22 protein-coding genes and 1 pseudogene are annotated in these 21,594 nt (G+C 70.8%); 10 read left to right on the top strand and 13 right to left on the bottom strand.

What is annotated here, in order from left to right; translation table 11 throughout:
- Positions 1 to 9 precede the first annotated feature (9 nt).
- The gene (locus tag ACK8N7_RS22505) at positions 10 to 1,419 is read left to right on the top strand and encodes a hypothetical protein (RefSeq protein ID WP_500443907.1); all 1,410 of its coding nucleotides are present in this window, start codon (positions 10 to 12) and stop codon (positions 1,417 to 1,419) included.
- 90 nt (positions 1,420 to 1,509) lie between these two features.
- Here ACK8N7_RS22505 and ACK8N7_RS22510 read toward each other — a convergent pair whose 3' ends face one another.
- Complete coding sequence (locus ACK8N7_RS22510; RefSeq protein ID WP_403212358.1) at positions 1,510 to 2,994, bottom strand: oligopeptide:H+ symporter; 1,485 nt, start codon at positions 2,992 to 2,994, stop codon at positions 1,510 to 1,512.
- Between the two features lie 491 nt (positions 2,995 to 3,485).
- On the opposite strand from ACK8N7_RS22510, the gene ACK8N7_RS22515 reads away from it, so the two are divergent.
- Together ACK8N7_RS22515 and ACK8N7_RS22520 are read left to right on the top strand one after the other, a co-directional pair.
- Positions 3,486 to 4,163, top strand: coding sequence for a response regulator transcription factor (locus ACK8N7_RS22515; protein WP_327218625.1), 678 nt, complete (start codon positions 3,486 to 3,488; stop codon positions 4,161 to 4,163).
- A 52-nt stretch (positions 4,164 to 4,215) separates the two neighbouring features.
- On the top strand, positions 4,216 to 5,481 hold the full coding sequence (locus ACK8N7_RS22520) for a sensor histidine kinase (protein WP_403212356.1): 1,266 nt from the start codon (positions 4,216 to 4,218) through the stop codon (positions 5,479 to 5,481).
- A gap of 84 nt (positions 5,482 to 5,565) precedes the next feature.
- On the opposite strand, the gene ACK8N7_RS22525 is transcribed toward ACK8N7_RS22520, so the two are convergent.
- Positions 5,566 to 6,099, bottom strand: a complete 534-nt coding sequence (locus ACK8N7_RS22525) for a GtrA family protein (protein ID WP_500443908.1) — start codon at positions 6,097 to 6,099, stop codon at positions 5,566 to 5,568.
- An 88-nt stretch (positions 6,100 to 6,187) separates the two neighbouring features.
- Here ACK8N7_RS22525 and ACK8N7_RS22530 point away from each other — a divergent pair, with 88 nt between their 5' ends.
- Genes ACK8N7_RS22530 through ACK8N7_RS22540 form a run of 3 tightly spaced genes read left to right on the top strand, consistent with a single transcriptional unit; the run spans position 6,188 to position 9,135 of the window.
- Positions 6,188 to 7,402 carry a 5-(carboxyamino)imidazole ribonucleotide synthase gene (locus ACK8N7_RS22530; RefSeq protein WP_403212352.1) on the top strand — a complete coding sequence of 405 codons (1,215 nt, stop codon included), beginning with the start codon at positions 6,188 to 6,190 and terminating at the stop codon, positions 7,400 to 7,402.
- Complete coding sequence (purE, locus tag ACK8N7_RS22535; protein WP_403212350.1) at positions 7,399 to 7,932, top strand: 5-(carboxyamino)imidazole ribonucleotide mutase; 534 nt, start codon at positions 7,399 to 7,401, stop codon at positions 7,930 to 7,932. The genes ACK8N7_RS22530 and purE overlap by 4 nt, the downstream gene beginning before the upstream one ends.
- Before the next feature lie 6 nt (positions 7,933 to 7,938).
- Positions 7,939 to 9,135: a dipeptidase gene (locus tag ACK8N7_RS22540; protein ID WP_500443910.1), complete on the top strand. Its 1,197-nt coding sequence runs from the start codon at positions 7,939 to 7,941 to the stop codon at positions 9,133 to 9,135.
- Here the strand turns inward: ACK8N7_RS22540 and ACK8N7_RS22545 are convergent.
- The 3 genes from ACK8N7_RS22545 to ACK8N7_RS22555 form a co-directional block, all read right to left on the bottom strand.
- A complete protein-coding gene (locus ACK8N7_RS22545) occupies positions 9,132 to 10,337 on the bottom strand; it encodes a GDSL-type esterase/lipase family protein (protein WP_403212347.1) in 1,206 nt (401 codons plus the stop codon). The two genes, ACK8N7_RS22540 and ACK8N7_RS22545, sit on opposite strands and share 4 nt — an antisense overlap.
- A gap of 53 nt (positions 10,338 to 10,390) precedes the next feature.
- Entirely contained in the window at positions 10,391 to 10,756 is a 366-nt protein-coding gene (locus ACK8N7_RS22550; protein WP_403212345.1) for a VOC family protein, read from the bottom strand.
- A gap of 81 nt (positions 10,757 to 10,837) precedes the next feature.
- On the bottom strand, positions 10,838 to 12,181 hold the full coding sequence (locus ACK8N7_RS22555) for a UDP-glucose dehydrogenase family protein (RefSeq protein ID WP_094213528.1): 1,344 nt from the start codon (positions 12,179 to 12,181) through the stop codon (positions 10,838 to 10,840).
- Between the two features lie 207 nt (positions 12,182 to 12,388).
- Here ACK8N7_RS22555 and ACK8N7_RS22560 point away from each other — a divergent pair, with 207 nt between their 5' ends.
- Positions 12,389 to 13,546 carry an acyl-CoA dehydrogenase gene (locus ACK8N7_RS22560; protein WP_403212876.1) on the top strand — a complete coding sequence of 386 codons (1,158 nt, stop codon included), beginning with the start codon at positions 12,389 to 12,391 and terminating at the stop codon, positions 13,544 to 13,546.
- 71 nt (positions 13,547 to 13,617) lie between these two features.
- Here ACK8N7_RS22560 and ACK8N7_RS22565 read toward each other — a convergent pair whose 3' ends face one another.
- The 3 genes and pseudogenes from ACK8N7_RS22565 to ACK8N7_RS22575 all read right to left on the bottom strand — a co-directional run bounded on the left by ACK8N7_RS22565 (position 13,618) and on the right by ACK8N7_RS22575 (position 15,329).
- Positions 13,618 to 14,094 (bottom strand): BBE domain-containing protein, encoded by a 477-nt coding sequence (locus tag ACK8N7_RS22565; RefSeq protein WP_500443913.1) that lies wholly within the window; start codon positions 14,092 to 14,094, stop codon positions 13,618 to 13,620.
- A gap of 113 nt (positions 14,095 to 14,207) precedes the next feature.
- A pseudogene (locus ACK8N7_RS22570) lies at positions 14,208 to 14,522 on the bottom strand (FAD-binding oxidoreductase); the annotation flags it as partial.
- Positions 14,523 to 14,747: 225 nt separating this feature from the next.
- Positions 14,748 to 15,329 (bottom strand): dihydrofolate reductase family protein, encoded by a 582-nt coding sequence (locus ACK8N7_RS22575; protein ID WP_500443915.1) that lies wholly within the window; start codon positions 15,327 to 15,329, stop codon positions 14,748 to 14,750.
- A 171-nt stretch (positions 15,330 to 15,500) separates the two neighbouring features.
- On the opposite strand from ACK8N7_RS22575, the gene ACK8N7_RS22580 reads away from it, so the two are divergent.
- Complete coding sequence (locus tag ACK8N7_RS22580) at positions 15,501 to 15,974, top strand: hypothetical protein (protein ID WP_500443917.1); 474 nt, start codon at positions 15,501 to 15,503, stop codon at positions 15,972 to 15,974.
- Between the two features lie 49 nt (positions 15,975 to 16,023).
- Here ACK8N7_RS22580 and ACK8N7_RS22585 read toward each other — a convergent pair whose 3' ends face one another.
- Complete coding sequence (locus tag ACK8N7_RS22585; RefSeq protein WP_403212334.1) at positions 16,024 to 16,449, bottom strand: MerR family transcriptional regulator; 426 nt, start codon at positions 16,447 to 16,449, stop codon at positions 16,024 to 16,026.
- A gap of 96 nt (positions 16,450 to 16,545) precedes the next feature.
- On the opposite strand from ACK8N7_RS22585, the gene ACK8N7_RS22590 reads away from it, so the two are divergent.
- A complete protein-coding gene (locus ACK8N7_RS22590) occupies positions 16,546 to 17,145 on the top strand; it encodes an O-methyltransferase (protein WP_500443919.1) in 600 nt (199 codons plus the stop codon).
- A gap of 24 nt (positions 17,146 to 17,169) precedes the next feature.
- On the opposite strand, the gene ACK8N7_RS22595 is transcribed toward ACK8N7_RS22590, so the two are convergent.
- From ACK8N7_RS22595 to ACK8N7_RS22605, 3 genes are all read right to left on the bottom strand, one after another.
- Positions 17,170 to 17,757 (bottom strand): Uma2 family endonuclease, encoded by a 588-nt coding sequence (locus ACK8N7_RS22595; RefSeq protein WP_403212330.1) that lies wholly within the window; start codon positions 17,755 to 17,757, stop codon positions 17,170 to 17,172.
- Positions 17,758 to 17,809: 52 nt separating this feature from the next.
- Positions 17,810 to 18,787 carry a hypothetical protein gene (locus ACK8N7_RS22600; RefSeq protein WP_403212328.1) on the bottom strand — a complete coding sequence of 326 codons (978 nt, stop codon included), beginning with the start codon at positions 18,785 to 18,787 and terminating at the stop codon, positions 17,810 to 17,812.
- An 85-nt stretch (positions 18,788 to 18,872) separates the two neighbouring features.
- Positions 18,873 to 19,181, bottom strand: coding sequence for a hypothetical protein (locus tag ACK8N7_RS22605; protein WP_403212326.1), 309 nt, complete (start codon positions 19,179 to 19,181; stop codon positions 18,873 to 18,875).
- Here ACK8N7_RS22605 and ACK8N7_RS22610 point away from each other — a divergent pair.
- Entirely contained in the window at positions 19,170 to 20,216 is a 1,047-nt protein-coding gene (locus tag ACK8N7_RS22610) for a DUF5954 family protein (RefSeq protein ID WP_500443922.1), read from the top strand. The two genes, ACK8N7_RS22605 and ACK8N7_RS22610, sit on opposite strands and share 12 nt — an antisense overlap.
- Positions 20,217 to 20,249: 33 nt before the next feature.
- Here ACK8N7_RS22610 and ACK8N7_RS22615 read toward each other — a convergent pair whose 3' ends face one another.
- Positions 20,250 to 21,542, bottom strand: a complete 1,293-nt coding sequence (locus ACK8N7_RS22615; RefSeq protein WP_500443923.1) for an LCP family protein — start codon at positions 21,540 to 21,542, stop codon at positions 20,250 to 20,252.
- Positions 21,543 to 21,594 lie beyond the last annotated feature (52 nt).

The following is a 21,594-nucleotide window of genomic DNA, read 5'->3' on the forward strand; positions in this document are numbered from 1 at the left end:
CAACGGAGGATGAGTGCGGCCGGAATCGCCCTGATGCTCGGCGGCGCGGGCATCGTGCTGGCCGCGAGCCCGGCCCAGGCCGCCGAGGTCAGTTACGCGACGGAGTGCGTTCCGCCGCCCATTTCGGGACTGCCCCCGGTCCAGGGCACCACGAAGGTGCAGCTGACCGCGCCGGCCGAGGCGAAGGTCGGCGACGAGATCGAGGTCGTCTGGAAGACGGTCGAGGCCGCGTCCAAGAACCCGGACGTGCTGGACCTGGGCAAGGACACGGTGAAGCCGACCGGCACGATCACGCTGGGCGGCGCGGCGAGCGGCGAGCTGAAGCTGGAGGGCCCCCGGCAGAACCCGCCCATCCCCAAGAACAGCCCCATGCTGCTGCCCGACATGACGGCCAAGCTGAAGCTGGAGGCGGCGGGGGAGATCACGCTGACCCCGGGCGCGTACAACATCAACGTCTCCAAGCCGATCTCCACGGACACCAAGTGCGCCCCGAAGGAGGCGGTGCAGCCGGGCGCCACGATCAAGGTGACGGCGGAGGGCTCCAGCACCGGCGGCACCACATCCGGAGGGACTGACTCCGGCGGTACGACGACCGGTGGCACCGACTCAGGAGGCACGACCGACGGGGGCGCGACCACCGGAGGCGCGACCACCGGAGGCACGACCGACGGAGGTGCCACTACCACGGGTGGCACGACCACCGGCGGCACCACATCCGGAGGCAGTGACTCCGGCGGCAGCACAGGCGGCAGCGGTGGTGAGACCGACTTCCCCGGCAAGGAGGTGTCCGTCGCCTACGCCTGCAAGACCCCCATCGGCGACAAGAACGCCACCTCCCCGGTCAGGATCAGCGCCAAGAAGAACGGCGGCGCGTACGACCTCACCGTCACGTTCAGCGCGTCCGTGATGGACAGCCCGATCGACATCCCGGCCGAGCAGGTCAAGCCGTCCATGGACGTCAAGCTCGGCGGGGCGGACAAGGGCACGGTCAAGGTCGAGGGCCCGCTGAACAAGGAGGTCATCAAGACCGGCGCCCCGATCGAGATCCCGGACCTCACCGGCACGTACAAGCCGGGCGCGAGCGGGAAGTCCACGCTCAGCCCGGGTGTCCTGACGGTGATGGCCGCCGGTACGACGACGACCTGCACCCCGCCCGCCGGTGTCGCGGTCTCCCTGGAGCTGGACACCTCCGCGCAGCCGGGCGGTGCGTCCGGTGGCTCGGGCTCCGGTGGCAGCGCGGGCTCGGGCGGAGCGGCCGCGTCCGGCGGCGGTACGGACTCGGGCGGCGGCCTGGCGGCCACCGGCGCCGGGAGCGACGGCGCCCTGCGCGCGCTCGGCCTGGTCGCGGGCACGGCGATCCTGCTGGGCGGCGCGGTGTTCACCTTCACCCCGTGGCGGAGGCTGCGCTCCACGCGCTGAGCCGTGGCCACCGTACGGCGAAGGGCCGCCGCACCGGAGAGTTCCGGTGCGGCGGCCCTTCGCCGTACGTCTACTGCCGGGCGGGCGGTGTCAGCGGACCTCGCCCATGAGCTTCTTGACCTTGCCGCGGTACATGAAGATCGCGATACCGGCGGCCACGGCGAGCGTCGCCTCCGCGGCGACCACCCCGGTGCCGTTGAGCTCCACACCGGCAAGGGAGAGCAGACCGGTCGTGCAGTCACCGGCGGTGACGGCGAGGAACCAGACACCCATCATCTGGCTCGCGTACTTCGCCGGAGCCATCTTCGTCGTGACCGACAGGCCGACCGGGGAGAGCGTCAGCTCGGCGACGGTCTGGATGAAGTAGATCGCGACCAGCCACATCGCGGCGGCCTTGTGGCCGTCACCCGCGATGGTCAGCGGCATCAGGAAGACGAAGAACGAGGCGCCGACCAGCACGAGACCGGAGCTGAACTTGACGATCGTGCTCGGCTCCTTGCCGCGCCGGTTCAGCGCCAGCCAGAAGGTGGCGAAGACCGGAGCGAGCGCCATGATCAGGACCGGGTTGACCGACTGGTACCAGGAGACCGGGAAGTCCCAGCCGAAGACGCTGTTCTCGGCCGAGGACTCGGCGAAGATCGCCAGCGTCGAGCCGCCCTGGTCGTAGATCATCCAGAAGATGGCGGCGGCCACGAAGAACCAGATGTAGCCGGACATCTTCGACTGCTCGGCCTCGCTGAGCTCCTTGTCGCGCTTGATGCGCGTCAGGACCATCACCGGAATGACGAGACCCGCGATGGTGATCGGGACCAGCAGCCAGTTCAGCGTGTAGACGCCGGTGACGACCGTACCGATGTAGAAGACGGCCGCGATGCCCAGCCAGATCATCGACTTGCGCAGGGTGGCGGCGCGCTCGTCCTTGGACAGGGGCTTCGGGACGATGAGGCTGCGCTCGTTCAGGTGGCGGGTGCCGACCAGGAACTGGACCACGCCGAGGCCCATGCCGACCGCCGCGAGGGCGAAGCCGAGGTGCCAGTTGACGTTCTCACCGATGGTGCCGATCACCAGGGGCGCGGCGAAGGCGCCCATGTTGATGCCCATGTAGAAGATGGTGAAGCCACCGTCGCGGCGCGGGTCCTCCGGGCCGTCGTAGAGGTGGCCGACCATCGTCGAGATGTTGGACTTCAGCAGGCCCGAGCCGATGGCCACGAGGCCCAGGCCGGCGAAGAACGTGCCCTCGGAGGGCAGTGCCAGGGTCAGGTGGCCGAGCATGATGACCCCGCCGGCGATGGCGACGGTCTTGCGCGGGCCCCAGACCCGGTCGCCGAACCAGCCGCCGGGCATGGCGAGCAGGTACACCAGCGACAGGTAGACCGAGTAGATCGCGGTAGCCGTGGCGGGTTTCATGTCGAGCCCGCCGGGCGCGATCAGGTAGAGCGGGAGCAGTGCCCTCATGCCGTAGTAGCTGAAGCGCTCCCACATCTCCGTCATGAAGAGTGTGGCCAGGCCGCGGGGGTGGCCGAAGAAGGTCTTCTCGCCGGAACTGGCCGAGTCCTTCGTCAGGCTGGACGCCATGGTCGATCCTTGCTGGTCGGGACGCGCTCGCCTCGTGAGCGGTGCGCGCCCGGTGGGGGGTAGCCGGCACCGGCGCGGCCGCACCCCATCCCCACGCCTGAGGGGGACTCGCCCCGGGGCCGGGCTCCGGGCGGAGCGTTCGGCGGCGGGGCGGGGAAGTACCGCGTCGGGATCCACACCCGGTGCGCGTTCGCACGCTCCGGGCCCGGCTCACAGGTCATTCACTCAAAGCGGGCCGGGATGAACCGGCCCAACACACAGAAGAGACCCTTGGCGCTCATGGCGGCCCAAAGGTCCTTCTGTAGTGCAACAGGCGTCGAGGCACCATACGACACGACACAGCGGCATATGAAAGGACTTGAGACATGGATCACAGGTGATAGTGGAACCACGCTCCCATATTCAAAGGTCCATGTCTGGATTTCGACGCTGACCCGCAGGCGCTGGCGAGGGCCTCACTCCGTACGCCCCGGCCGGACTACCATCAGTCCATGACCCGTGTACTGCTCGCCGAGGACGACGCGTCCATCTCGGAGCCACTGGCCCGCGCACTGCGTCGGGAGGGCTACGAGGTCGAGGTCCGCCAGGACGGCCCGACAGCACTCGACGCCGGACTCCAGGGCGGCATCGACCTCGTGGTCCTCGATCTGGGGCTGCCCGGGATGGACGGCCTGGAAGTCGCCCGCCGCCTCCGTGCCGACGGCCACACCGTGCCGATCCTGGTGCTGACGGCCCGCGCCGACGAGGTGGACACGGTGGTGGGCCTGGACGCCGGGGCCGACGACTACGTCACCAAGCCCTTCCGCCTCGCCGAACTCCTCGCCCGGGTCCGCGCCCTGCTCCGCCGCGGCGCCTCCGAGCCCGCCGCGCAGCCCGCCACCCACGGCGTCCGGATCGATGTCGAGTCGCACCGGGCCTGGATGGGCGAGGAGGAGCTCCAGCTCACCGCCAAGGAGTTCGACCTGCTGCGGGTCCTCGTCCGGGACGCGGGCCGGGTCGTCACCCGCGACCAGCTGATGCGCGAGGTCTGGGACACCACCTGGTGGTCCTCCACCAAGACGCTGGACATGCACATCTCCTGGCTCCGCAAGAAGCTCGGCGACGACGCGGCCAATCCGCGCTACATCGCCACGGTCCGGGGCGTCGGCTTCCGGTTCGAGAAGAGCTGACGTACGAAGCCCTTATGCGCCCTGAAGCCGGACAGCGGAAGAACCGGCGGCCATGCGCCGCCGCCTGATCAACTCCACGCTCGCCGTGGTGCTCGTGGTGATCGCCGTCTTCGGTGTCTCCCTGGTCATCGTGGAGACGCGCACCATCAGCGCCAGCGCCCAGGAGAGCGTCGAATCCGAGGCGCTGCGGCTGATCAGCGTGGTCGACAGCCGGCTGCTGGGCGACGAGGTGATCAACTCCGGGGTGCTGTCCGAGCAGATCGACCCCAACCGGTTCGCGCTGATCGAGATCCCCGGCCGGGCCCCCATCGCCGTCGGCGAACGCCCCACCGGCAGCGTCCTGCGCGCCACGGAGACCGGTGAGCAGGGCGAGAAGGTCACCGTCGAGGAGTCCCGCTCGGCCGTCACCCGCGAGGTCGGGCGCACGCTCCTGATCATCGGGGCGGTGGCGCTGCTCGCGATCATCTCGGCGGTGCTCCTCGCCGTACGCCAGGCCAACCGGCTGGCCTCCCCCCTCACCGACCTCGCCGAGACCGCCGAACGCCTCGGCTCCGGTGACCCCCGACCGCGCCACAAGCGGTACGGGGTGCCCGAGCTGGACCGGGTCGCCGACGTCCTGGACTCCTCCGCCGAGAGGATCGCCCGGATGCTGACCGCCGAGCGGCGCCTCGCCGCGGACGCCTCGCACCAGCTGCGTACGCCGCTCACCGCGCTCTCCATGCGGATCGAGGAGATCTCGGTGACCGACGACCCGGAGACGGTGAAGGAGGAGGCGAACATCGCCCTCACCCAGGTCGAGCGCCTCACCGACGTCGTCGAGCGGCTGCTCACCAACTCCCGGGACCCGCGGACCGGCTCCGCCGTCGTCTTCGACCTGGACGAGGTCATCAAGCAGCAGATCGAGGAGTGGCGCCCCGCCTACCGCTCCACGGGCCGCGCGCTGGTCTGCTCGGGCAAGCACGGTCTGCGGGCGGTCGGCACCCCGGGCGCGGTCGCCCAGGTCCTGGCGGCGCTGATCGAGAACTCCCTGATGCACGGTGGCGGCACGGTCGCCCTGCGTACCCGCGTCACCGGCAACCAGGTCGTCATCGAGGTCACCGACGAGGGCCCCGGCGTCCCGGCCGAGCTGGGGGCGCGGATCTTCGAGCGGACGATCAGCGGCCGCAACTCCACCGGGATCGGCCTTGCCGTCGCCCGGGACCTCGCGGAGGCGGACGGCGGCCGACTGGAACTGCTCCAGCAGCACCCTGCGGTCTTCGCACTCTTCCTCAGCCGCATCCCGCTCGACCGCAAGGACCCGGAACGCCCGGTGCGGTGACCGGGGAACCCGGCGGGATCAGTTCCGTACTGACCGGGGAACCCGGCGGGATCAGTTCCGTACTGACCGGGAAACCCGGCGGGATCAGTTCCGTACGCGGTCGGGCTCTATGGTCTCCGTCGGCCGCCGCTGCTCCAGAAACCGTTCCGCGGGGAGTGCGGCCTCCTCGGAAGGGAGGGCCTTGTCGGGGAGGGTCTTGAAGACCCAGGTCCGGTAGGACCAGAAGCGGAAGAGGGTGGCGATCCCGATGCCGACGATCTTGAAGACATTGCTCTGGACCGGGGTGTTCCAGTCGAAGCCGTACGTCGCCAGGTAGAGCACCCCGGTCTCGATCACCGCGCCCACCGCGCTGAACAGCAGGAACAGGGTCAGCTCCCGGGTCCGGCCGGTCTTGTCGCGGTCCCGGTAGGTCCAGTAGCGGTAGCCCACGTAGTTGAAGAGGACCGCGACGAACGTCGCCAGCAGGCTCGCCCGGACCACGGGGAGCTCCGTGGTGTGCCGGATCAGGTTGAAGGCCCCCATGTTGACCAGCAGGCCCATCGCGCCGACCGCGCCGAACTTGGCGACCTCCCGGGCCAGCAGATCAAGCCGGGTCCGCAGTGCGCCCCGTTCGCTCATGGTGATCGCTCAGTCCGTCCGTCCGATGGCGTCGACGGTTCCGTCAACTCCGCCATGCTAACCAGCCCTCCCGTGTGACGCCCCGGTGATGCCCGGGACGCCGTCCGGGGGAGGCCCCCGGACGGCGTCCCGGGCGCCCCGGCGCGCCCGATACCCTGGAGGCGTGACGTTCCCGGTAGTCGGCATGGTCGGCGGCGGTCAGCTCGCCCGTATGACCCACGAGGCGGGTATCCCCCTCGGCCTGAAATTCAAGCTTCTCAGTGACACGCCCCAGGACTCGGCGGCCCAGGTGGTCAGCGAGGTCGTCATCGGCGACTATCGCGACCTGGAGACGCTGCGCGCCTTCGCGCGCGGCTGCGACGTGATCACCTTCGACCACGAGCACGTGCCGACCGAGCACCTGCGGGCCCTGGAGGCGGACGGCATCCCCGTGCGCCCCGGCCCCGATGCCCTGGTGCACGCGCAGGACAAGGGGGTGATGCGCGCCAAGCTGCTGGAGATCGGCGCCCCCTGCCCCCGTAACCGCATCGTGAGCGACCCGGCCGACGCCGCCGCGTTCGCCGAGGAGGCCGGGGGCTTCCCCGTCATCCTCAAGACCGTGCGCGGCGGGTACGACGGCAAGGGCGTGTGGGTGGTCCGCTCCGAGGCGGACGCGGCCGACCCGTTCCGCGCCGGCGTTCCGGTCCTCGCGGAGGAGAAGGTCGACTTCGTACGGGAGCTGGCGGCCAACATCGTCCGCTCGCCGCACGGCCAGGCCGTCGCCTACCCGGTCGTGGAGTCCATCCAGGTCGACGGGGTCTGCGACACGGTGATCGCCCCGGCCCCGGAGCTGGACGAGCGGCTGGCCGGCGAGGCCCAGCAGCTCGCGCTCCGTATCGCCGCCGAGCTCGGTGTCGTCGGCCACCTGGCGGTCGAGCTGTTCGAGACGCGTGACGGACGCATCCTGGTCAACGAGCTGGCGATGCGCCCGCACAACTCGGGCCACTGGACCCAGGACGGCGCGATCACCTCCCAGTTCGCCAACCATGTGCGGGCGGTCCTCGACCTCCCCCTCGGCGACCCGCGCCCGCGCGCCCCCTGGACGGTCATGTGCAACGTCCTGGGCGGCGACTACCCGGACATGTACCAGGCGTATCTGCACTGCATGGCCCGCGACCCGCAGCTCAAGATCCACATGTACGGCAAGGACGTGAAGCCCGGCCGCAAGGTCGGTCACGTCAACACCTACGGCGACGACCTGGCGGACGTGCGGGAGCGCGCCCGGCACGCGGCCGACTACCTGCGAGGAACGATCACCGAATGACTTCCCCCTCCGCACCCGTGATCGGCATCGTGATGGGCTCCGACTCCGACTGGCCCGTCATGGAGGCGGCCGCCAAGGCGCTCGACGAGTTCGAGATCCCGTACGAGGTCGACGTCGTCTCCGCCCACCGCATGCCGCGCGAGATGATCGCGTACGGCGAGGACGCGGCGGGCCGCGGCCTGAAGGCGATCATCGCGGGCGCGGGCGGGGCCGCCCACCTGCCCGGGATGCTGGCCTCGGTCACCCCGCTGCCGGTCATCGGCGTGCCGGTGCCGCTGAAGTACCTGGACGGCATGGACAGCCTGCTCTCCATCGTCCAGATGCCCGCCGGGGTCCCCGTCGCCACCGTCTCGGTCGGCGGCGCGCGCAACGCGGGCCTGCTCGCCGCCCGGATCCTGGCCGCGAGCGACCCCGCCCTCCAGGAGCGGATGGGCGAGTTCCTCTCGGAGCTGAACGCCCAGGCCACCGAGAAGGGCAAGCGCCTGCGGTCCAAGGTCCAGGGCTCCGACTCCTTCGGCTTCGGAAAGTAGGGCCCCGTGGACCACCTCGCCCGCGCGCACGAGCTTCTGGCCGCCCACCCGATCGTCGACGGCCACAACGACCTCCCCTGGGCCCTGCGCGAGCAGGTCGGCTACGACCTGGACGCCCGGGACATCGCCGCCGACCAGCGCGGCCTGCTCCACACCGACCTGGCCCGGCTGCGGGCCGGCGGGGTCGGCGGCCAGTTCTGGTCCGTCTACGTGCGCACCGACCTGACCGGCGACGCGGCGGTCAGCGCCACGCTGGAACAGATCGACATCGTCGCCGAGCTGATCGCCCGCTACCCCACCCACCTGCGGCGCGCGCTCACCGCCGACGACCTGGAGAAGGCCCGCGCCGAGGGGCGCATCGCCTCCCTGATGGGCGCCGAGGGCGGCCACTCCATCAACAACTCGCTGGGCACCCTGCGTGCCCTGCACGAGCTGGGCGTCCGCTACCTGACGCTCACCCACAACGACAACATCGACTGGGCCGACAGCGCGACGGACCTGCGCCGCCTCGGCGGCCTCTCCGCCTTCGGCCACGAGGTCGTCCGGGAGATGAACCGCATCGGCATGCTGGTCGACCTCTCGCACGTGGCGGACGGCGTCATGCGCGACGCGATCGCCACCAGCACCGCGCCGGTGATCTTCTCGCACTCCTCGGCCCGCGCCGTCTGCGACCACCCGCGCAACATCCCCGACGACGTACTGGCGGCGCTCCCGGCCAACGGCGGGGTCGCGATGGCGACGTTCGTCCCGAAGTTCGTGCTGCCCGCCGCCGTCGCGTGGACGCTGGCCGCCGACCGCAACATGCGCGAGCACGGCCTGCACCACCTGGACACCACCCCGCAGGCGATGCGCATCCACGAGGACTTCGAGGCGGCCAACCCCCGCCCCCAGGCCACCGTCGCGACCATCGCCGACCACCTCGACCACATGCGCGCGGTGGCGGGCGTCGACCACATCGGCATCGGCGGCGACTACGACGGCACGGCGTTCACCCCGAACGGCCTGGAGGACGTCTCCGGCTACCCGAACCTGATCGCCGAGCTGCTGCGGCGCAACTGGTCGGAGGGCGACCTCGCCAAGCTGACCTGGCAGAACGCGGTACGGGTGCTGCGTGACGCGGAAGCCGTCGCCCGCGACGAGCAGAGAGGACGCGGCCCGTCCCACGCGACGATCACGGAGCTGGACGGGCGGCGGATCCGCTAGATCCGCTCCTGCGGGCCGGGAGTGTCCGGGGCGGCGGCGAACGGTCCCCCCGGACCGAAGGCGAGCGCCCCGAAGCGCTCGCCCATGCGGCGGTGGGCGGCGCCGTCCGGGTGGAGCCGGTCGGGCAGCGGCAGCTCGGCGGAGTCGGCCTCGCCGTACAGCGCGAGGCCGTCCAGGTAGTACAACTCCGGATCCCCGGCCGCCCGCTGCTCCACGATCCGGGCGAGCTCCTCCCGTACGACCCGCAGGGTCAGCTTCCCCAGAGCCGCCTCCGACGGGTCCCCCAGGGCCGTGAACTCCACCTGCCCGTCCTCGATGTCCGGGGCGGCCGGTCCTGGGGTGTCCTCCTGGGCGGGGCAGAGGATGGGCGAGACCACCAGCAGGGGCGTGGCGGGGTGCCCCTCGCGGATGGTGTCGAGGAACCCGTGCACGGCCGGGCCGAAGGCGCGCAGCCGCATCAGGTCGCGGTTGACGAGATTGATGCCGATCTTGACGCTGATCAGGTCGGCGGGGGTGTCCCGCAGGGCGCGCGCGGTGAACGGATCGAGCAGGGCGCTGCCGCCCAGCCCCAGGTTGACCAGCTCCACGCCTCCCGCGGCGGCGGCCAGGGCGGGCCAGGCGGTGGCGGAGCTGTCGGCGGCGGACCCCTGGCTGATCGAACTGCCGTGGTGCAGCCACACCCGCCGCCCACCGGGCTCCGCCGCGGCGACGGGGGCATCGGTGCGCAGGGCCATCAGCTCGGTGGTCTCGGTGTACGGCAGCCAGATCTCGACGGCCTTCTCCCGCCCGGGCAGCCCGTCGAACCGGACGGTGCCGACGGGGCCGGGAACCGTCTCCTGGGACCCGTCGCTCAGGTCCACCGTCACCAGATCACCCCCGCTCGCCGTGGCCCGCCCGGCCGGCTCCCCGTCGACGTGCAGGTCGTACGCGCCGTCCGGGCGGGGCGGGACACCCCGGTAGCCGACGACCGTGCGCAGGACGTCCAGCTCGACGGCGGTGGCACGGCTGCGGAACACCACCCGTACGCCGGAGGGCTGGGTCTCCGCCTGGGCCACCTGCTCGTCACCGCCGAACTGCGCCCGGGCGCGGGCGGGCAGCCGGTGCGGGAGGAGACCGCCGCGCGCCGTGCGCTCCAGGTCGAGCGCGCCGCGCACGAGGCCGTCGGTGAGGGGGGTGGTGATCAAGCCGGGGGAGTCGTCCATGGTTCCAGCCTGTCCACCGGACGCTCGATCACCACGCTTTCGGGCCCGTCGGTCTAGCAGGCGCAGAGACAGAACGGGTGCCCGGCGGGATCGGCATAGACCCGGAAGGCCCGAGTCCGGTCCTCCGTGTCCAGCGGCCGGGCCCCCAGCGCCAGCACCTCCCGCTCCGCCGCGTCCAGATCCTCCACGGTCAGGTCCAGATGGAACTGCTGGGAGCCGTCGGACCGGGGCCACCGCGGCGGTGCGAAACCGGGGGCGGCCTGGAACGCGAGGGGCGTGCCCGGGGCGCCGGTGAGGTCGACCCAGCGGCTGTCCTCGTCGCTCTCGACGGTGCCGCCGAGCACGGCGGCGTAGAAGCCGGCGAGTGCGACGGGGTCGGGGCAGTCGAGCACGACGGCGCCGAGTGTGGCGATGGGCATGACGCGTACCTCCCAGTGGTTACCGCCCTGTTGCGGTATGGCGTAACGACTACCCCGTACCGCCGCGGGAGTGCGGGCGACTCAGGCCTTCGGCCGCCCCATCGCCCGGTACGTCCACCCGGCCTCGCGCCACACAGCGCTGTCCAGGGCGTTGCGCCCGTCCAGGATGATCCGGCGGGACACCGCCCCGCCCAGCTCCGCCGGGTCCAGCTCGCGGAACTCGCGCCACTCCGTCAGGTGCAGCACCACATCCGCGCCGCGCACGGCCTCCAGTGCGGAATCGGCGTAACCGAGCGTCGGGAACAGCCGCCGGGCGTTGTCCATCCCCTTCGGGTCGAAGACGGTCACCTGGCCGCCCTGGAGGTGGATCTGCCCGGCGACATTGAGCGCGGGGGAGTCGCGTACGTCGTCGGAGTCCGGCTTGAACGCGGCCCCCAGGACACCCACCCGCTTGCCCAGGAACGAGTCGCCGCCCACGGCCTCCCGGGCCAGCTCGACCATGTGGCCGCGGCGGCGCATGTTGATGGAGTCGACCTCGCGGAGGAAGGTGAGGGCCTGGTCCGCGCCCAGCTCACCGGCGCGCGCCATGAAGGCCCGGATGTCCTTGGGCAGGCAGCCGCCGCCGAAGCCGATCCCGGCCCGCAGGAACTTCTTCCCGATGCGGTCGTCGTGCCCGATGGCCTCGGCGAGCTTCACGACGTCCCCGTCGGCGGCCTCGCAGACCTCGGCCATGGCGTTGATGAAGGAGATCTTGGTGGCGAGGAAGGAGTTGGCGGAGGTCTTCACCAGCTCGGCGGTGGGGAAGTCGGTGACGACGAACGGTGACCCCTCCGCGAGCGGCCCGGCGTACACCTCGCGCAGCAGCTTCTCGGCCCGCTCGCTCTCCACGCCGACGACGATCCGGTCGGGGTGCAGGGTGTCGCTGACGGCGAAGCCCTCGCGGAGGAACTCCGGGTTCCAGGCCAGCTCGGCGTCCGCGCCCACCGGGGCCAGCTCCGCGAGGCGGGCGGCGAGGCGGGCGGCGGAGCCGACGGGGACGGTCGACTTGCCGACGACCAGGGCGGGCCGGGTAAGGTGCGGGGCCAGCGACTCGAAGGCGCTGTCGACGAAGCTCATGTCACAGGCGTACTCGCCGTGCTTCTGCGGAGTGTTCACACAGACGAAGTGCACGTCGCCGAAGTCCCCGACCTCTTCCCAGGAGGTGGTGAAGCGCAGCCGCCCGGTGGAGCCCTCGATGCCGTCGACATGCTTGCGCAGCAGGTCTTCGAGGCCCGGCTCGTACATCGGCACGCGCCCGGTGGAGAGCAGCTCGATCTTCTCCGGTACGACGTCGAGACCGAGGACCTCGAACCCCAGCTCGGCCATGGCCGCGGCATGGGTGGCGCCGAGATAGCCGGTGCCGATCACAGTGATCCTGAGGGCCATGGGTGCTCCTGGGACGTGCGGATGGACGTGCGAACCGAGCATAGTCGCGGAGAGGAACCCCGCTTTTCCCCACCCGATCTGCCGCTTGTATCCGCTTTTGCCCGACCCCTGTCACCAAGCTCACGTGCGACTCTCGTATGCCCTCGGACGGCTTCCGCACTAAAATTGAGTTACTTAACGGTAGTTAGCATCTGGGGAGTGAGCGTCTTGGCGGGTTCGACCGATTTCGACCTGTACCGTCCGGCCGAGGAGCACGACATGCTCCGCGAGACCATCCGCGCGCTCGCCGAGACGAAGATCGCCCCCTTCGCCGCCGCGGTCGACGAGGAGAGCCGCTTCCCGCAGGAGGCGTTGGACGCCCTGGTCGCCTCGGACCTGCACGCCGTCCACGTCCCGGAGGAGTACGGCGGCGCCGGCGCCGACGCGCTCGCCACGGTCATCGTGATCGAGGAGGTGGCCCGCGCCTGCGCCTCCTCCTCCCTGATCCCGGCCGTCAACAAGCTCGGCTCGCTCCCGGTGATCCTCTCCGGCTCCGAGGAGCTGAAGCGCAAGTACCTGGGCCCGCTCGCCAAGGGCGACGCGATGTTCTCGTACGCGCTCTCCGAGCCGGACGCCGGCTCCGACGCGGCGGGCATGAAGACCAAGGCCGTGCGCGACGGCGACTTCTGGGTCCTCAACGGCGTGAAGCGCTGGATCACCAACGCGGGCGTCTCCGAGTACTACACGGTCATGGCGGTCACCGACCCCACCAAGCGCTCCAAGGGCATCTCCGCCTTCGTCGTCGAGAAGTCCGACGAGGGCGTCTCCTTCGGCGCCCCGGAGAAGAAGCTCGGCATCAAGGGCTCCCCGACCCGTGAGGTCTACCTCGACAACGTCCGCATCCCCGCGGACCGCATGATCGGTGAGGAGGGCACGGGCTTCGCCACCGCGATGAAGACCCTGGACCACACCCGCATCACGATCGCGGCCCAGGCCCTCGGCATCGCCCAGGGCGCACTGGACTACGCCAAGGGGTACGTCCAGGAGCGCAAGCAGTTCGGCAAGCCGATCGCCGACTTCCAGGGCATCCAGTTCATGCTCGCCGACATGGCGATGAAGCTGGAGGCGGCCCGCCAGCTCACCTACTCGGCCGCCGCCAAGTCCCAGCGCGTCGACGCCGACCTCACCTTCTTCGGCGCCGCGGCCAAGTGCTTCGCCTCCGATGTGGCCATGGAGGTCACCACGGACGCGGTCCAGCTCCTCGGCGGCTACGGCTACACGCGGGACTACCCGGTGGAGCGCATGATGCGCGACGCCAAGATCACCCAGATCTACGAGGGCACGAACCAGGTCCAGCGCATCGTCATGGCGCGCAACCTGCCGTAACGGCTCCGCATACGGCGGCGGCCCCCGGCATCACGCGGGGGGCCGCCGTCCGTGCGCCGGGCGCCGGGGCGTCAGCCGGCCGGCAGCTCGACCGACTGGGGGTGGCGGAAGAAGTTCCGCGGGTCCCACGCGGCCTTCACCCGCTGCAGCCGGCGGGCGTCCGGGGCCGCCGCGTCCATCTGCGCGATCACGTTGAACATGCCCGTCTCCGCGTGCTGGAGGAAGAGCCAGTGCCCGAGGGAGAGATAGGGGGAGTCCAGGCTTCCGTGTTCCTTGGACCAGTCGGCGTACGCGGACATGAACGACGCGAACCCCTCCTGGGTGATGTCCCCCCAGGACCAGGCCGCGAAGGTGCACAGGACGGTGAACGGCGCCTTCGGCAGCAGGTCGCCCGGACCGCCCTCGGCCCCCCGGCTGCGCATCCAGAAGCGGGTGACGACACCGAAGCTGCCCCCGCCGCCTCCCGCCACGGCCCAGGCCAGGTCGTGGTGGGGGTCGTCCGGGTCGCGGGTGGCGACGACCGCCCGCACCTCACCCCGCTCGTCCACGGTGACGACCTCGACGGCGTGGATGTGATCGCTGACGACGCCGTGCGGGCGGGAGAGGATGCCGTGACCGCCCCCGGAGAAGTGCCCCCCCCGGCCCCCGTGGCGTAACAGCCGCCGCCGGGCAGGGTGACGCCCCAGCCGATGTGCAGGAGCTCGTAGATCTGGAGCAGGGTCGCGCCCGGCTCGACGACGAACGCCTCGCGCTCGTCGTCGAAGCCCACGTGGTCCATCAGCCGCAGATCGACGATGATCTCGCTCTCGTCGTTGAAGACGAGGTTCGCGAAGCAGTGCCCGCCGCTGCGCAGCGCGATCCGCTTGCCGTCGCGGACCGCCTCCTCCACGATCTCGACGACCTGCTCGGTGGTGGACGGGATCCGGATGGCCTCGGGGGAGGCCACATGGCGGTTGTTGCCGTGGCCTCTGATCATGTCCGGGTAGCGAGCGTCCTCGGGTGTCACGGTGGGAATGACAGCACTTCGCCCTGCCGGAATCCCTCGTCCATTCACGTGTTCCACACTCCCGCTGATCGTGAGCCGTGCCCTCTTGCGAGCTCGTTCCGTCTGCTGCACCACCCAGCCTCCGGGCCGCACAGCGGATGACGGGAACCGTGGCCGATCCTTTGTCAGGCGTGTGGAGCGATTTCAGCCACTACATCAGCGGGTCTCGCGGATCACGTCGAACACGTTCTTCTGGATGCCGTTGGCATAGGCCTCGTGTTCGACCAGCTTCAGCTTCTGGGCGTCCTTGTCCGTCGCGCTGAACAGGCGCTTGCCCGCGCCGAGCAGGAGCGGGAAGACGAGCAGGTGGTAGCGGTCGATCAGGCCGGCGTCCGACAGGCCGTGGTTCAGGGCGGCGCTGCCGTGGATGATGATCGGGCCGCCCTCGGTCTCCTTCAGCGCGGCGACCTCGTCGAGCGAGCGCAGGATGCTGGTGTCGCCCCAGTCGGAGACCAGGTCGTCCTCCTTGAGCGTGGTGGAGACGACGTACTTCGGCATCACCTTGTACTCGGCGAACTCCTCCATCGCCGGCCACAACGGGCTGAACGCCTCGTAGCTGGTCCGGCCCAGCATCAGGGCGGCGGACTCCCCCTGCTCCCGGCCCTTGATCTCGTACGCCTCGGGGAGGAACTCCACGTCCTTGAAGGTCCACCCCGAGTTCCGGTAGCCAGGCTCACCGCCCGGGGCCTCCATGACGCCGTCCAGCGAAACGAAGGCGGTGCTGATCAGGGTGCGCATCGGGGTCTCCTGGGTATCTCGTGCGGTCCGGTACGAGCACTTCGTGCCGGGGGTCCACTCTTACGGACGTACTGACCGCGCACCCCGCCGAAACTCATCGGTCCGGCCGTGCCCATCCGTCCGGCTCCCGTCCGGCTCGGCCTCGGACCACGGCCGGTACCCTCCCTCCCCATGACCGAACTCGACAGGCTCACCGCCCTCTTCCAGGCCCTGGGGGCGGGTGGTGACGCACCCGACTGGGCCGAGTCCGAGGCCGAGGAGGGGCTCCCGCAGCTCGCCCGCTACCGGCTCCTGCGGACGGTCTGGCAGGACGTCGACGCCTGGGCCGCGGAAGCACCCCGGTGGGTGGCCGCCTACCGCAGCGACGGCGTGGCCGCCGGGCCCGTCGACCGCGCCCTCGCGGCCGGGCTCACCCCCGAGGACCTCGGCGAGCTGGCCCGCGAGGTGGCCCGGGAGACCGCGTTCGCGGTGCTGTACGCCCTGGCCGACCCGGCGGACGGGTCGCTGCCCGCCGAGATCGAGGAGCAACTGCCGAGCTGGCGGCTGGCGGAGCTGGACCCGGCCGGTGAACCGACGGGCCGTCATCTAGACGCCCTGCACGAGGACTTCGCCGGACTCGAACCGAAGGGCATCGTGCCGGGCTGACGCCCGTGACGAGGTGGCCCCACCCCCGCACGCGCGCGAGCGGCGGCGCTCAGAGAGGGAAGCGTGCCGTGACTGAGGGGTTGTCCGCGGGTAGCAGCTTGCGCAGGCCGGCCAGAGAAGTGGGGCATGCGAGAGGGTTCTCGCTCCGGCAGGTCGATGCATGGTCCAGCCGGTCACGTGCCAGCGCCATCTCCTCGATGCGCAGGTCGATCTCGCGGACCTTGTCCCGCAGGCGTTGCTGAATGCCGTCCGGGTCCGCCTCCAGCAGTTCGCGCAGTTCGGCCAGCGAGAATCCGGTGGCACGGGCGTTCAGGATCAGCGCGACCCGGTCCAGCGCGTCCGGCCGGTAGGTCCGGCGCAGGCCGTTGCGGCCGGCGGGCCGGAGAAGTCCCATGCGCTCGTAGAACCGCAGCGCCGAAGGGGGCACCCCACTGATCCGGGACACCTCGGCGATGTCGAGGAGCTTCTCGTCCACGGGACACCCGCCTTTGACTTGAAGTGGGATTCAAGTGGCACCTTGCCCACGGGATGAGGCCCACCGCAGGGGTGGCCTCGGAGAGTGGGGACAGCCATGCTCACCAGATTCCGTCCGGTGGCCGTGGCGGCGATCGCCGCCCTGCGCCGCCCCCTGTCCGTGCGCGCCCCGTTCGCCGACGTCCAGGCCGCCACGCGGCGTCACCGCCGCGCCCACCGCTGCGGAGCGTTCGCCTACGGTGAGGGTTCCCTGCCCGCGACCCTCGCCGCCGCCACCGGCGCCCAACGGATCATCGAGGTCGGTACCGCCCTCGGGTACAGGGCCCTGTCGATGGCCGACGCGGTGCCGACGGCGCGAGTCGAGAGCGTCGAGATGGACAGCGATCACGCTCACGCGGCCGGCGCCCACGTCGCCCGCCACCACATGGCCGAACGGATCGATGTGCACCACGGCACGGCGGAGAAGGTCCTCGCCACGCTGGCCACCGGGGCCTACGACATGGCCTTCTTCGACGGGTTCACCCTGACCGCCGACATCGTCCAGGAGCTCCGCCGTCTGCTCCGCCCCGGCGGAACACTGCTCGCGGGCAATCTGATCCTCGGCCCCGACCGGGCGGTCGTGGACGACCTGGGGGACCCGAGCCGGTGGCGCACTCATTCGTTCGGCGAGACAGCGGTCTGCGTCAAGCTCCCCTGACGGGCGGGGCGTAGGGCGGGGGCGTCAGGCGTAACGAGGGAGACCGTCGGTCGGGATCGTCCACTCGGCGATCGTGACGTCCTCGCCGTACAGGAAGTCCTTACGGGTCGCATAGCGCGGCCCGTCCGGCGTCCGGTGGATGTCGCAGAGCACGGCTCCGGAGCCGGTGCGCGGGTCGAAGACGGCGTAGACAGGGATGCCCAGGAGCGGGTAGTCCCGCATTTTGCTCACCCAGTCGTTCTCCGGGTTGGACCGGGAGACGACCTCGATCGCGGCGACGAGCGTCAGCGGGTCGACCGATCCGGCGACCTCCATGTCCGTTTCCGCGATCACCATCACATCGGGGTGACGCATGATGCCGTGCGATGCGCTCTCCACGTCGGGCGTTCCCGTGTGTGCTACCAGTTCGTCCGGCATCACTCGCTCCAAGCGCTTTCGGAGCCGCAATGCCGTGAGCTCGTGAGGGCCGACGGGCGCCATCATGTCGTGAACGATCCCTTCCTGGGTGATCTCGAATTTGCCGGGAAGGGTGTCGTCCGCGCTCGCGACGAACTCCCGCATGACCTGGTAGAGGTGGGCGTCACGCCGTGCGTCGTCCGGGGCGATGGTCATCGTGCCCACTCCTCGTCGTCGGTGCTCAGGGGCAGCGGTCGTCCCCTTCATGCTAGGCCGCCTCCAGCAGCTCGCTCCGGCAGCCACGGCAGTGGCCCGGTGCCGAGGCGCGGAACGCACGGTCGCAGCCATCGCAGTTCTGGAGGGGGATGACCAGCGTGCGGCGGGCCGGGGCCAGCTCCTGGGCGCCGGGGAGCGGCGGTGGCAGCAGCACGGTGAGGCGGTGCTTGACGATCTTCGCCGGGTGCTTGGGAGGCTGCGGGAGCTCGGTCGTCAGAGCGTGGCGGATGGTGTCGGGGTGCGCGTCCCGCTCCAGCCAGGCGGCCACACCGGGGACCAGCGCCTCGACGTCATCCTCGGACAGCACCAGCTCCTTCGCGTGACTCCGCAGGTCGGCGAGGATCGCGGAGGCGGTCTGCCGCAGCTCGGGGGTGAGCTGGCGGGGCCGGGGGAGCGGCCGGCGCGCCGCCTTGGGCGCGGCGCGCGACGGTACGCGGACCGGTGGGTGCGATTCCTCCGGTACGGGGGTGGGTTCGGGCGTAGGCGGGGGTGCGGGGGCGGGTGCCGCCGGAGCCGCCACCGGCACGGGCACAGGTGCCACCAGGGGTACGGGCACCGGCGCCATCACCGGCAAGGGCGCCATCACCGTCCCGCCCCGCAGCGCCGCCCCCGGCTGGTTGCAGAACACCGTGCGGGTGACCATCCGGCCGTTCGGCAGCCTCACGCGGGTCCGGTGCAGGTATCCGTGGGTCTCCAGCTCACGCAGGGCGGCGGCGATCGTCGTCTCGCCCTCGGTGAAGCGGGAGGCGAGCGCCTTGATGCCGACCTCGGACCCGGCGGGCAGCGACTGGATGTGGATGCCGATGCCGATCGCGACGAGGGAGAGTTCGGCGTGCTGCGCGAGGTGGTTGCCGACGATCGTGAACCGGCTCGTGTGCGGGATCGCGACGTGGATCACGCCGGAGGGCGGGAGGGGCCCGGGAAGCTCTGCCAGGGCGCGGGTGAGGGCGATATCGTGCTGGGTAGCCATGGGGAAGTCTTCTTCTTCCTTGGTGGTCAGGCCCTCGTTCGGGATTGCCGTCCCGGCGGGGGCCGTCTCATGTCTGGGGTGTCGGTCAGCGCGAGCATATGCCTGCCAACCCATCCAAAATCCAGCCCAGTTGGCGAATCTCACCCGTGTGGGTGACCAGCCCCTCCCGCAGTTGACCACCGGGATCGGGTGGGGTGGGGTTGGGTAATTTCTCTTGGTTCTTCAAGTACTTGATGTCGTGGCCTGCCGGGTCGCGGTGGGCCACGACCCGGCAGGCCCGCACCGGATCGTGGAGCGCCACGACCCGGTCGCGGCTTCCCAGCCGGAAGCCCTTTGTGGCGGAATCCCTGACACCGGCACCCCCCTTCGGCACACTGAGTGCATGGACGATCACCCGGGGAAGTCGCCGGACCATCTCACGATCAACGTCACCCACCGGGACGACCCGGTCTTCGAGGTCACCGAGGCGGACGCGTTCGCCTCGGCCCGCAAGTATCCGAACATCGTGGTCCGGGGGCCCCTGTTCGGGCTTGCCGCGCAGCGGCGCGGGGAGCGGCCGCGCTGGCGGCTGATGGATGAACTCGACACCGGGTTCCCGCAGATGGCCCGCGACGAGCTGAACTCGCACCTCTGGTTCAAGGCGAAGGACGACACCGAGGACCGGGCCGAGCGGCGGTCGCTGCTGGCGGCCGTGGCCCGGCTGGAGACCGAGCCGGTCAACGAGGTGACGGCGGACGGGGTGCGCTACCGCGTCGTGCGGGCCGACGAGTTCGCGCGGATCGGTGGCGGGCGCCTGGAGCCGCCCCGGGCCACCGACCCGGACGACGACAGCTGGGACCTGGACGCGCCGGAGTCCTCCCGCACCAAGGACTTCGTGGTCGACCACGCGGCCGCCGTCGGGCTGGCCGAGGGGATAGACCGGGCCGGGCTGCTGCAGCTCTCCTACACCGCCGGCCGCTTCCCCGATGACGTACGGGCCGATTCCCGGCGGGCGTTGACCACCCACCCGGGCGTCGTCCTCCTCCCGACGACGTTCCGGGTGGTGGAGCGGAAGGAGCTGTCCTGGTCGATGGTGACCGGGCAGCACTCGACCCCGCAGGCCGCCCGGCGCGCCCTGGTCGACCACCTCACCCGGCCCGTGCCGCAGCTCCCGGACCTGCCGGACCTGCCGGAGCTGCCCGCGTGGATGAAGGTGGACGAGAAGGAGCGGGCGATCCACGATCGGGCCGCGAAGAAGTTCATGGCGCGCCGCAGGCCCAACGAACTCCTGGTGCGGGGGCGCCGGTTCGAGGTCGTGCGGGTCGAGCGCGTGATGCGCATCGGGCCCGACGGACCGGAGAGGCCGCGCCCGTCCGACACGGACGACTACGGCCCCTCCCAGATCCATCCCCTCATGGACGAGGAGGGGAACCTCACCTACGGCACGTAGGCGACGCTCCCCGCAACGGCCGGGCAGGGGGACTCAGTTGCCCTTGACCGTGACCTTCTCGTCGTTCTTCAGCTGCTCCACGAGCTGCTTCACCTTCGCCTTGTCCCAGACGAGGTTGCCGCCGTTGCTGCCCGAGATCGGCATGTTCATCGACGTACCGTCGCCTCCCGTGACGCCCTTCATCGCGAAGAACATGTTGCCCAGTGCCCAGAGCGACATGTCCTTGTCCACGATCAGGGTGTCCAGGCCCGCGCCCATCGTCGGGTACAGCTTGAACGGGTTGAGGATCGTGGACGGGGTCGCCGTCTGGCTCGCCAGGGCCGCGAGGAACTTCTGCTGGTTCTTCGTACGGTCCAGGTCGCTGCCCGGGAGGGCGTACCGGGTGCGGACGAAGGCCAGGGACTGCTCGCCGTTCAGGGTCTGCTTCCCGGCCTGGAAGTCGGCGCCGGACTTCTTGTCCTTGAAGGCCTTCGGGATGTCCAGCTCGACCCCGCCGATCGCGTCCACGATCTGCGCGAAGCCGCCGAAGCCGATCTCGACGTAGTGGTCGATGCGCAGCCCGGTGTTGAACTCGACCGTACGCACCAGGAGTTCCGGGCCGTCCTCGGCGTACGCGGCGTTCAGCTTCACCTGGCGGCCGGTGCCCTGGAACATCTTGCCGGACTCGGACCCCTTGAAGGAGGGGATCTCCACCTGGGAGTCGCGCGGCAGGGAGACCAGCGTCGGGCCGTTGGAGCCGTCGTGCAGGATCATCATCGAGTCGGTGCGCTTGCCCTCGGCGGAACCGGTGCGGAGCCGCTTCTTGTCCTCGGCCGACATGCCCTCACGGCTGTCGGAGCCGACGATCAGGTAGTTCGTGCCGTCGCCCGCTTCCGGCCGCTCGATGACCTTGGCGAGGTCGACCTCGCGCTTCAGCTTGCCGTCGGCCCAGAAGTACGTGGAGACGGAGACCACGAGGAGGACGACGACCAGGGTCAGCGCGCCGAGCTTGATCCGGCGGCGCCAGTCCGGGGCCGGGCGCCCCTGGACGTAACCCGCGTCACCGCCGCCGCCACCATAGCCGCCGCCCGCACCGCCGCCGTAGACCTGGCCGGTGTTGTAGCCGCTGTCGTAGCCGGGCTCGGGGCTGTTGCCGTAGCCGGGGGAGCCGCCTTGGTAGCGGTCGTCGTACCCCTGGCTCTGCGGCGGCACCTGCGGCCTCTGCGGCGGGGCCGGGCGGCGCCGGATGTGGGGCATCGCCCGGGCGCTCTCGGGCTGAGGGCTGGCACTGCCCTGCCCGTAGCGCTCGCTGCGGTCGCCGGTCCGTCGATCGGGCCAATCGTTCATCCGAACAGTGTGCCGCGCCGACCCACAGCTATTACAGGGTGTAAGGGAAATC

This window comes from Streptomyces griseobrunneus (genome assembly GCF_046713465.1).
Taxonomy (GTDB): domain Bacteria; phylum Actinomycetota; class Actinomycetes; order Streptomycetales; family Streptomycetaceae; genus Streptomyces; species Streptomyces microflavus.

What these genes read in the sequence shown, in the direction of transcription:
- purE (WP_403212350.1), top strand. Translation starts at nt 7,399, where the DNA reads ATGACTTCCCCCTCCGCACCCGTGATCGGCATCGTGATGGGCTCCGAC.
- ACK8N7_RS22510 (WP_403212358.1), bottom strand. Translation starts at nt 2,994, where the DNA reads ATGGCGTCCAGCCTGACGAAGGACTCGGCCAGTTCCGGCGAGAAGACC.
- ACK8N7_RS22530 (WP_403212352.1), top strand. Translation starts at nt 6,188, where the DNA reads ATGCCCGGGACGCCGTCCGGGGGAGGCCCCCGGACGGCGTCCCGGGCG.
- ACK8N7_RS22580 (WP_500443917.1), top strand. Translation starts at nt 15,501, where the DNA reads ATGACCGAACTCGACAGGCTCACCGCCCTCTTCCAGGCCCTGGGGGCG.
- ACK8N7_RS22515 (WP_327218625.1), top strand. Translation starts at nt 3,486, where the DNA reads ATGACCCGTGTACTGCTCGCCGAGGACGACGCGTCCATCTCGGAGCCA.
- ACK8N7_RS22545 (WP_403212347.1), bottom strand. Translation starts at nt 10,337, where the DNA reads ATGGACGACTCCCCCGGCTTGATCACCACCCCCCTCACCGACGGCCTC.
- ACK8N7_RS22615 (WP_500443923.1), bottom strand. Translation starts at nt 21,542, where the DNA reads ATGAACGATTGGCCCGATCGACGGACCGGCGACCGCAGCGAGCGCTAC.
- ACK8N7_RS22525 (WP_500443908.1), bottom strand. Translation starts at nt 6,099, where the DNA reads ATGAGCGAACGGGGCGCACTGCGGACCCGGCTTGATCTGCTGGCCCGG.
- ACK8N7_RS22555 (WP_094213528.1), bottom strand. Translation starts at nt 12,181, where the DNA reads ATGGCCCTCAGGATCACTGTGATCGGCACCGGCTATCTCGGCGCCACC.
- ACK8N7_RS22595 (WP_403212330.1), bottom strand. Translation starts at nt 17,757, where the DNA reads ATGACCATCGCCCCGGACGACGCACGGCGTGACGCCCACCTCTACCAG.
- ACK8N7_RS22610 (WP_500443922.1), top strand. Translation starts at nt 19,170, where the DNA reads ATGGACGATCACCCGGGGAAGTCGCCGGACCATCTCACGATCAACGTC.
- ACK8N7_RS22600 (WP_403212328.1), bottom strand. Translation starts at nt 18,787, where the DNA reads ATGGCTACCCAGCACGATATCGCCCTCACCCGCGCCCTGGCAGAGCTT.
- ACK8N7_RS22575 (WP_500443915.1), bottom strand. Translation starts at nt 15,329, where the DNA reads ATGCGCACCCTGATCAGCACCGCCTTCGTTTCGCTGGACGGCGTCATG.
- ACK8N7_RS22520 (WP_403212356.1), top strand. Translation starts at nt 4,216, where the DNA reads ATGCGCCGCCGCCTGATCAACTCCACGCTCGCCGTGGTGCTCGTGGTG.
- ACK8N7_RS22550 (WP_403212345.1), bottom strand. Translation starts at nt 10,756, where the DNA reads ATGCCCATCGCCACACTCGGCGCCGTCGTGCTCGACTGCCCCGACCCC.
- ACK8N7_RS22590 (WP_500443919.1), top strand. Translation starts at nt 16,546, where the DNA reads ATGCTCACCAGATTCCGTCCGGTGGCCGTGGCGGCGATCGCCGCCCTG.
- ACK8N7_RS22505 (WP_500443907.1), top strand. Translation starts at nt 10, where the DNA reads ATGAGTGCGGCCGGAATCGCCCTGATGCTCGGCGGCGCGGGCATCGTG.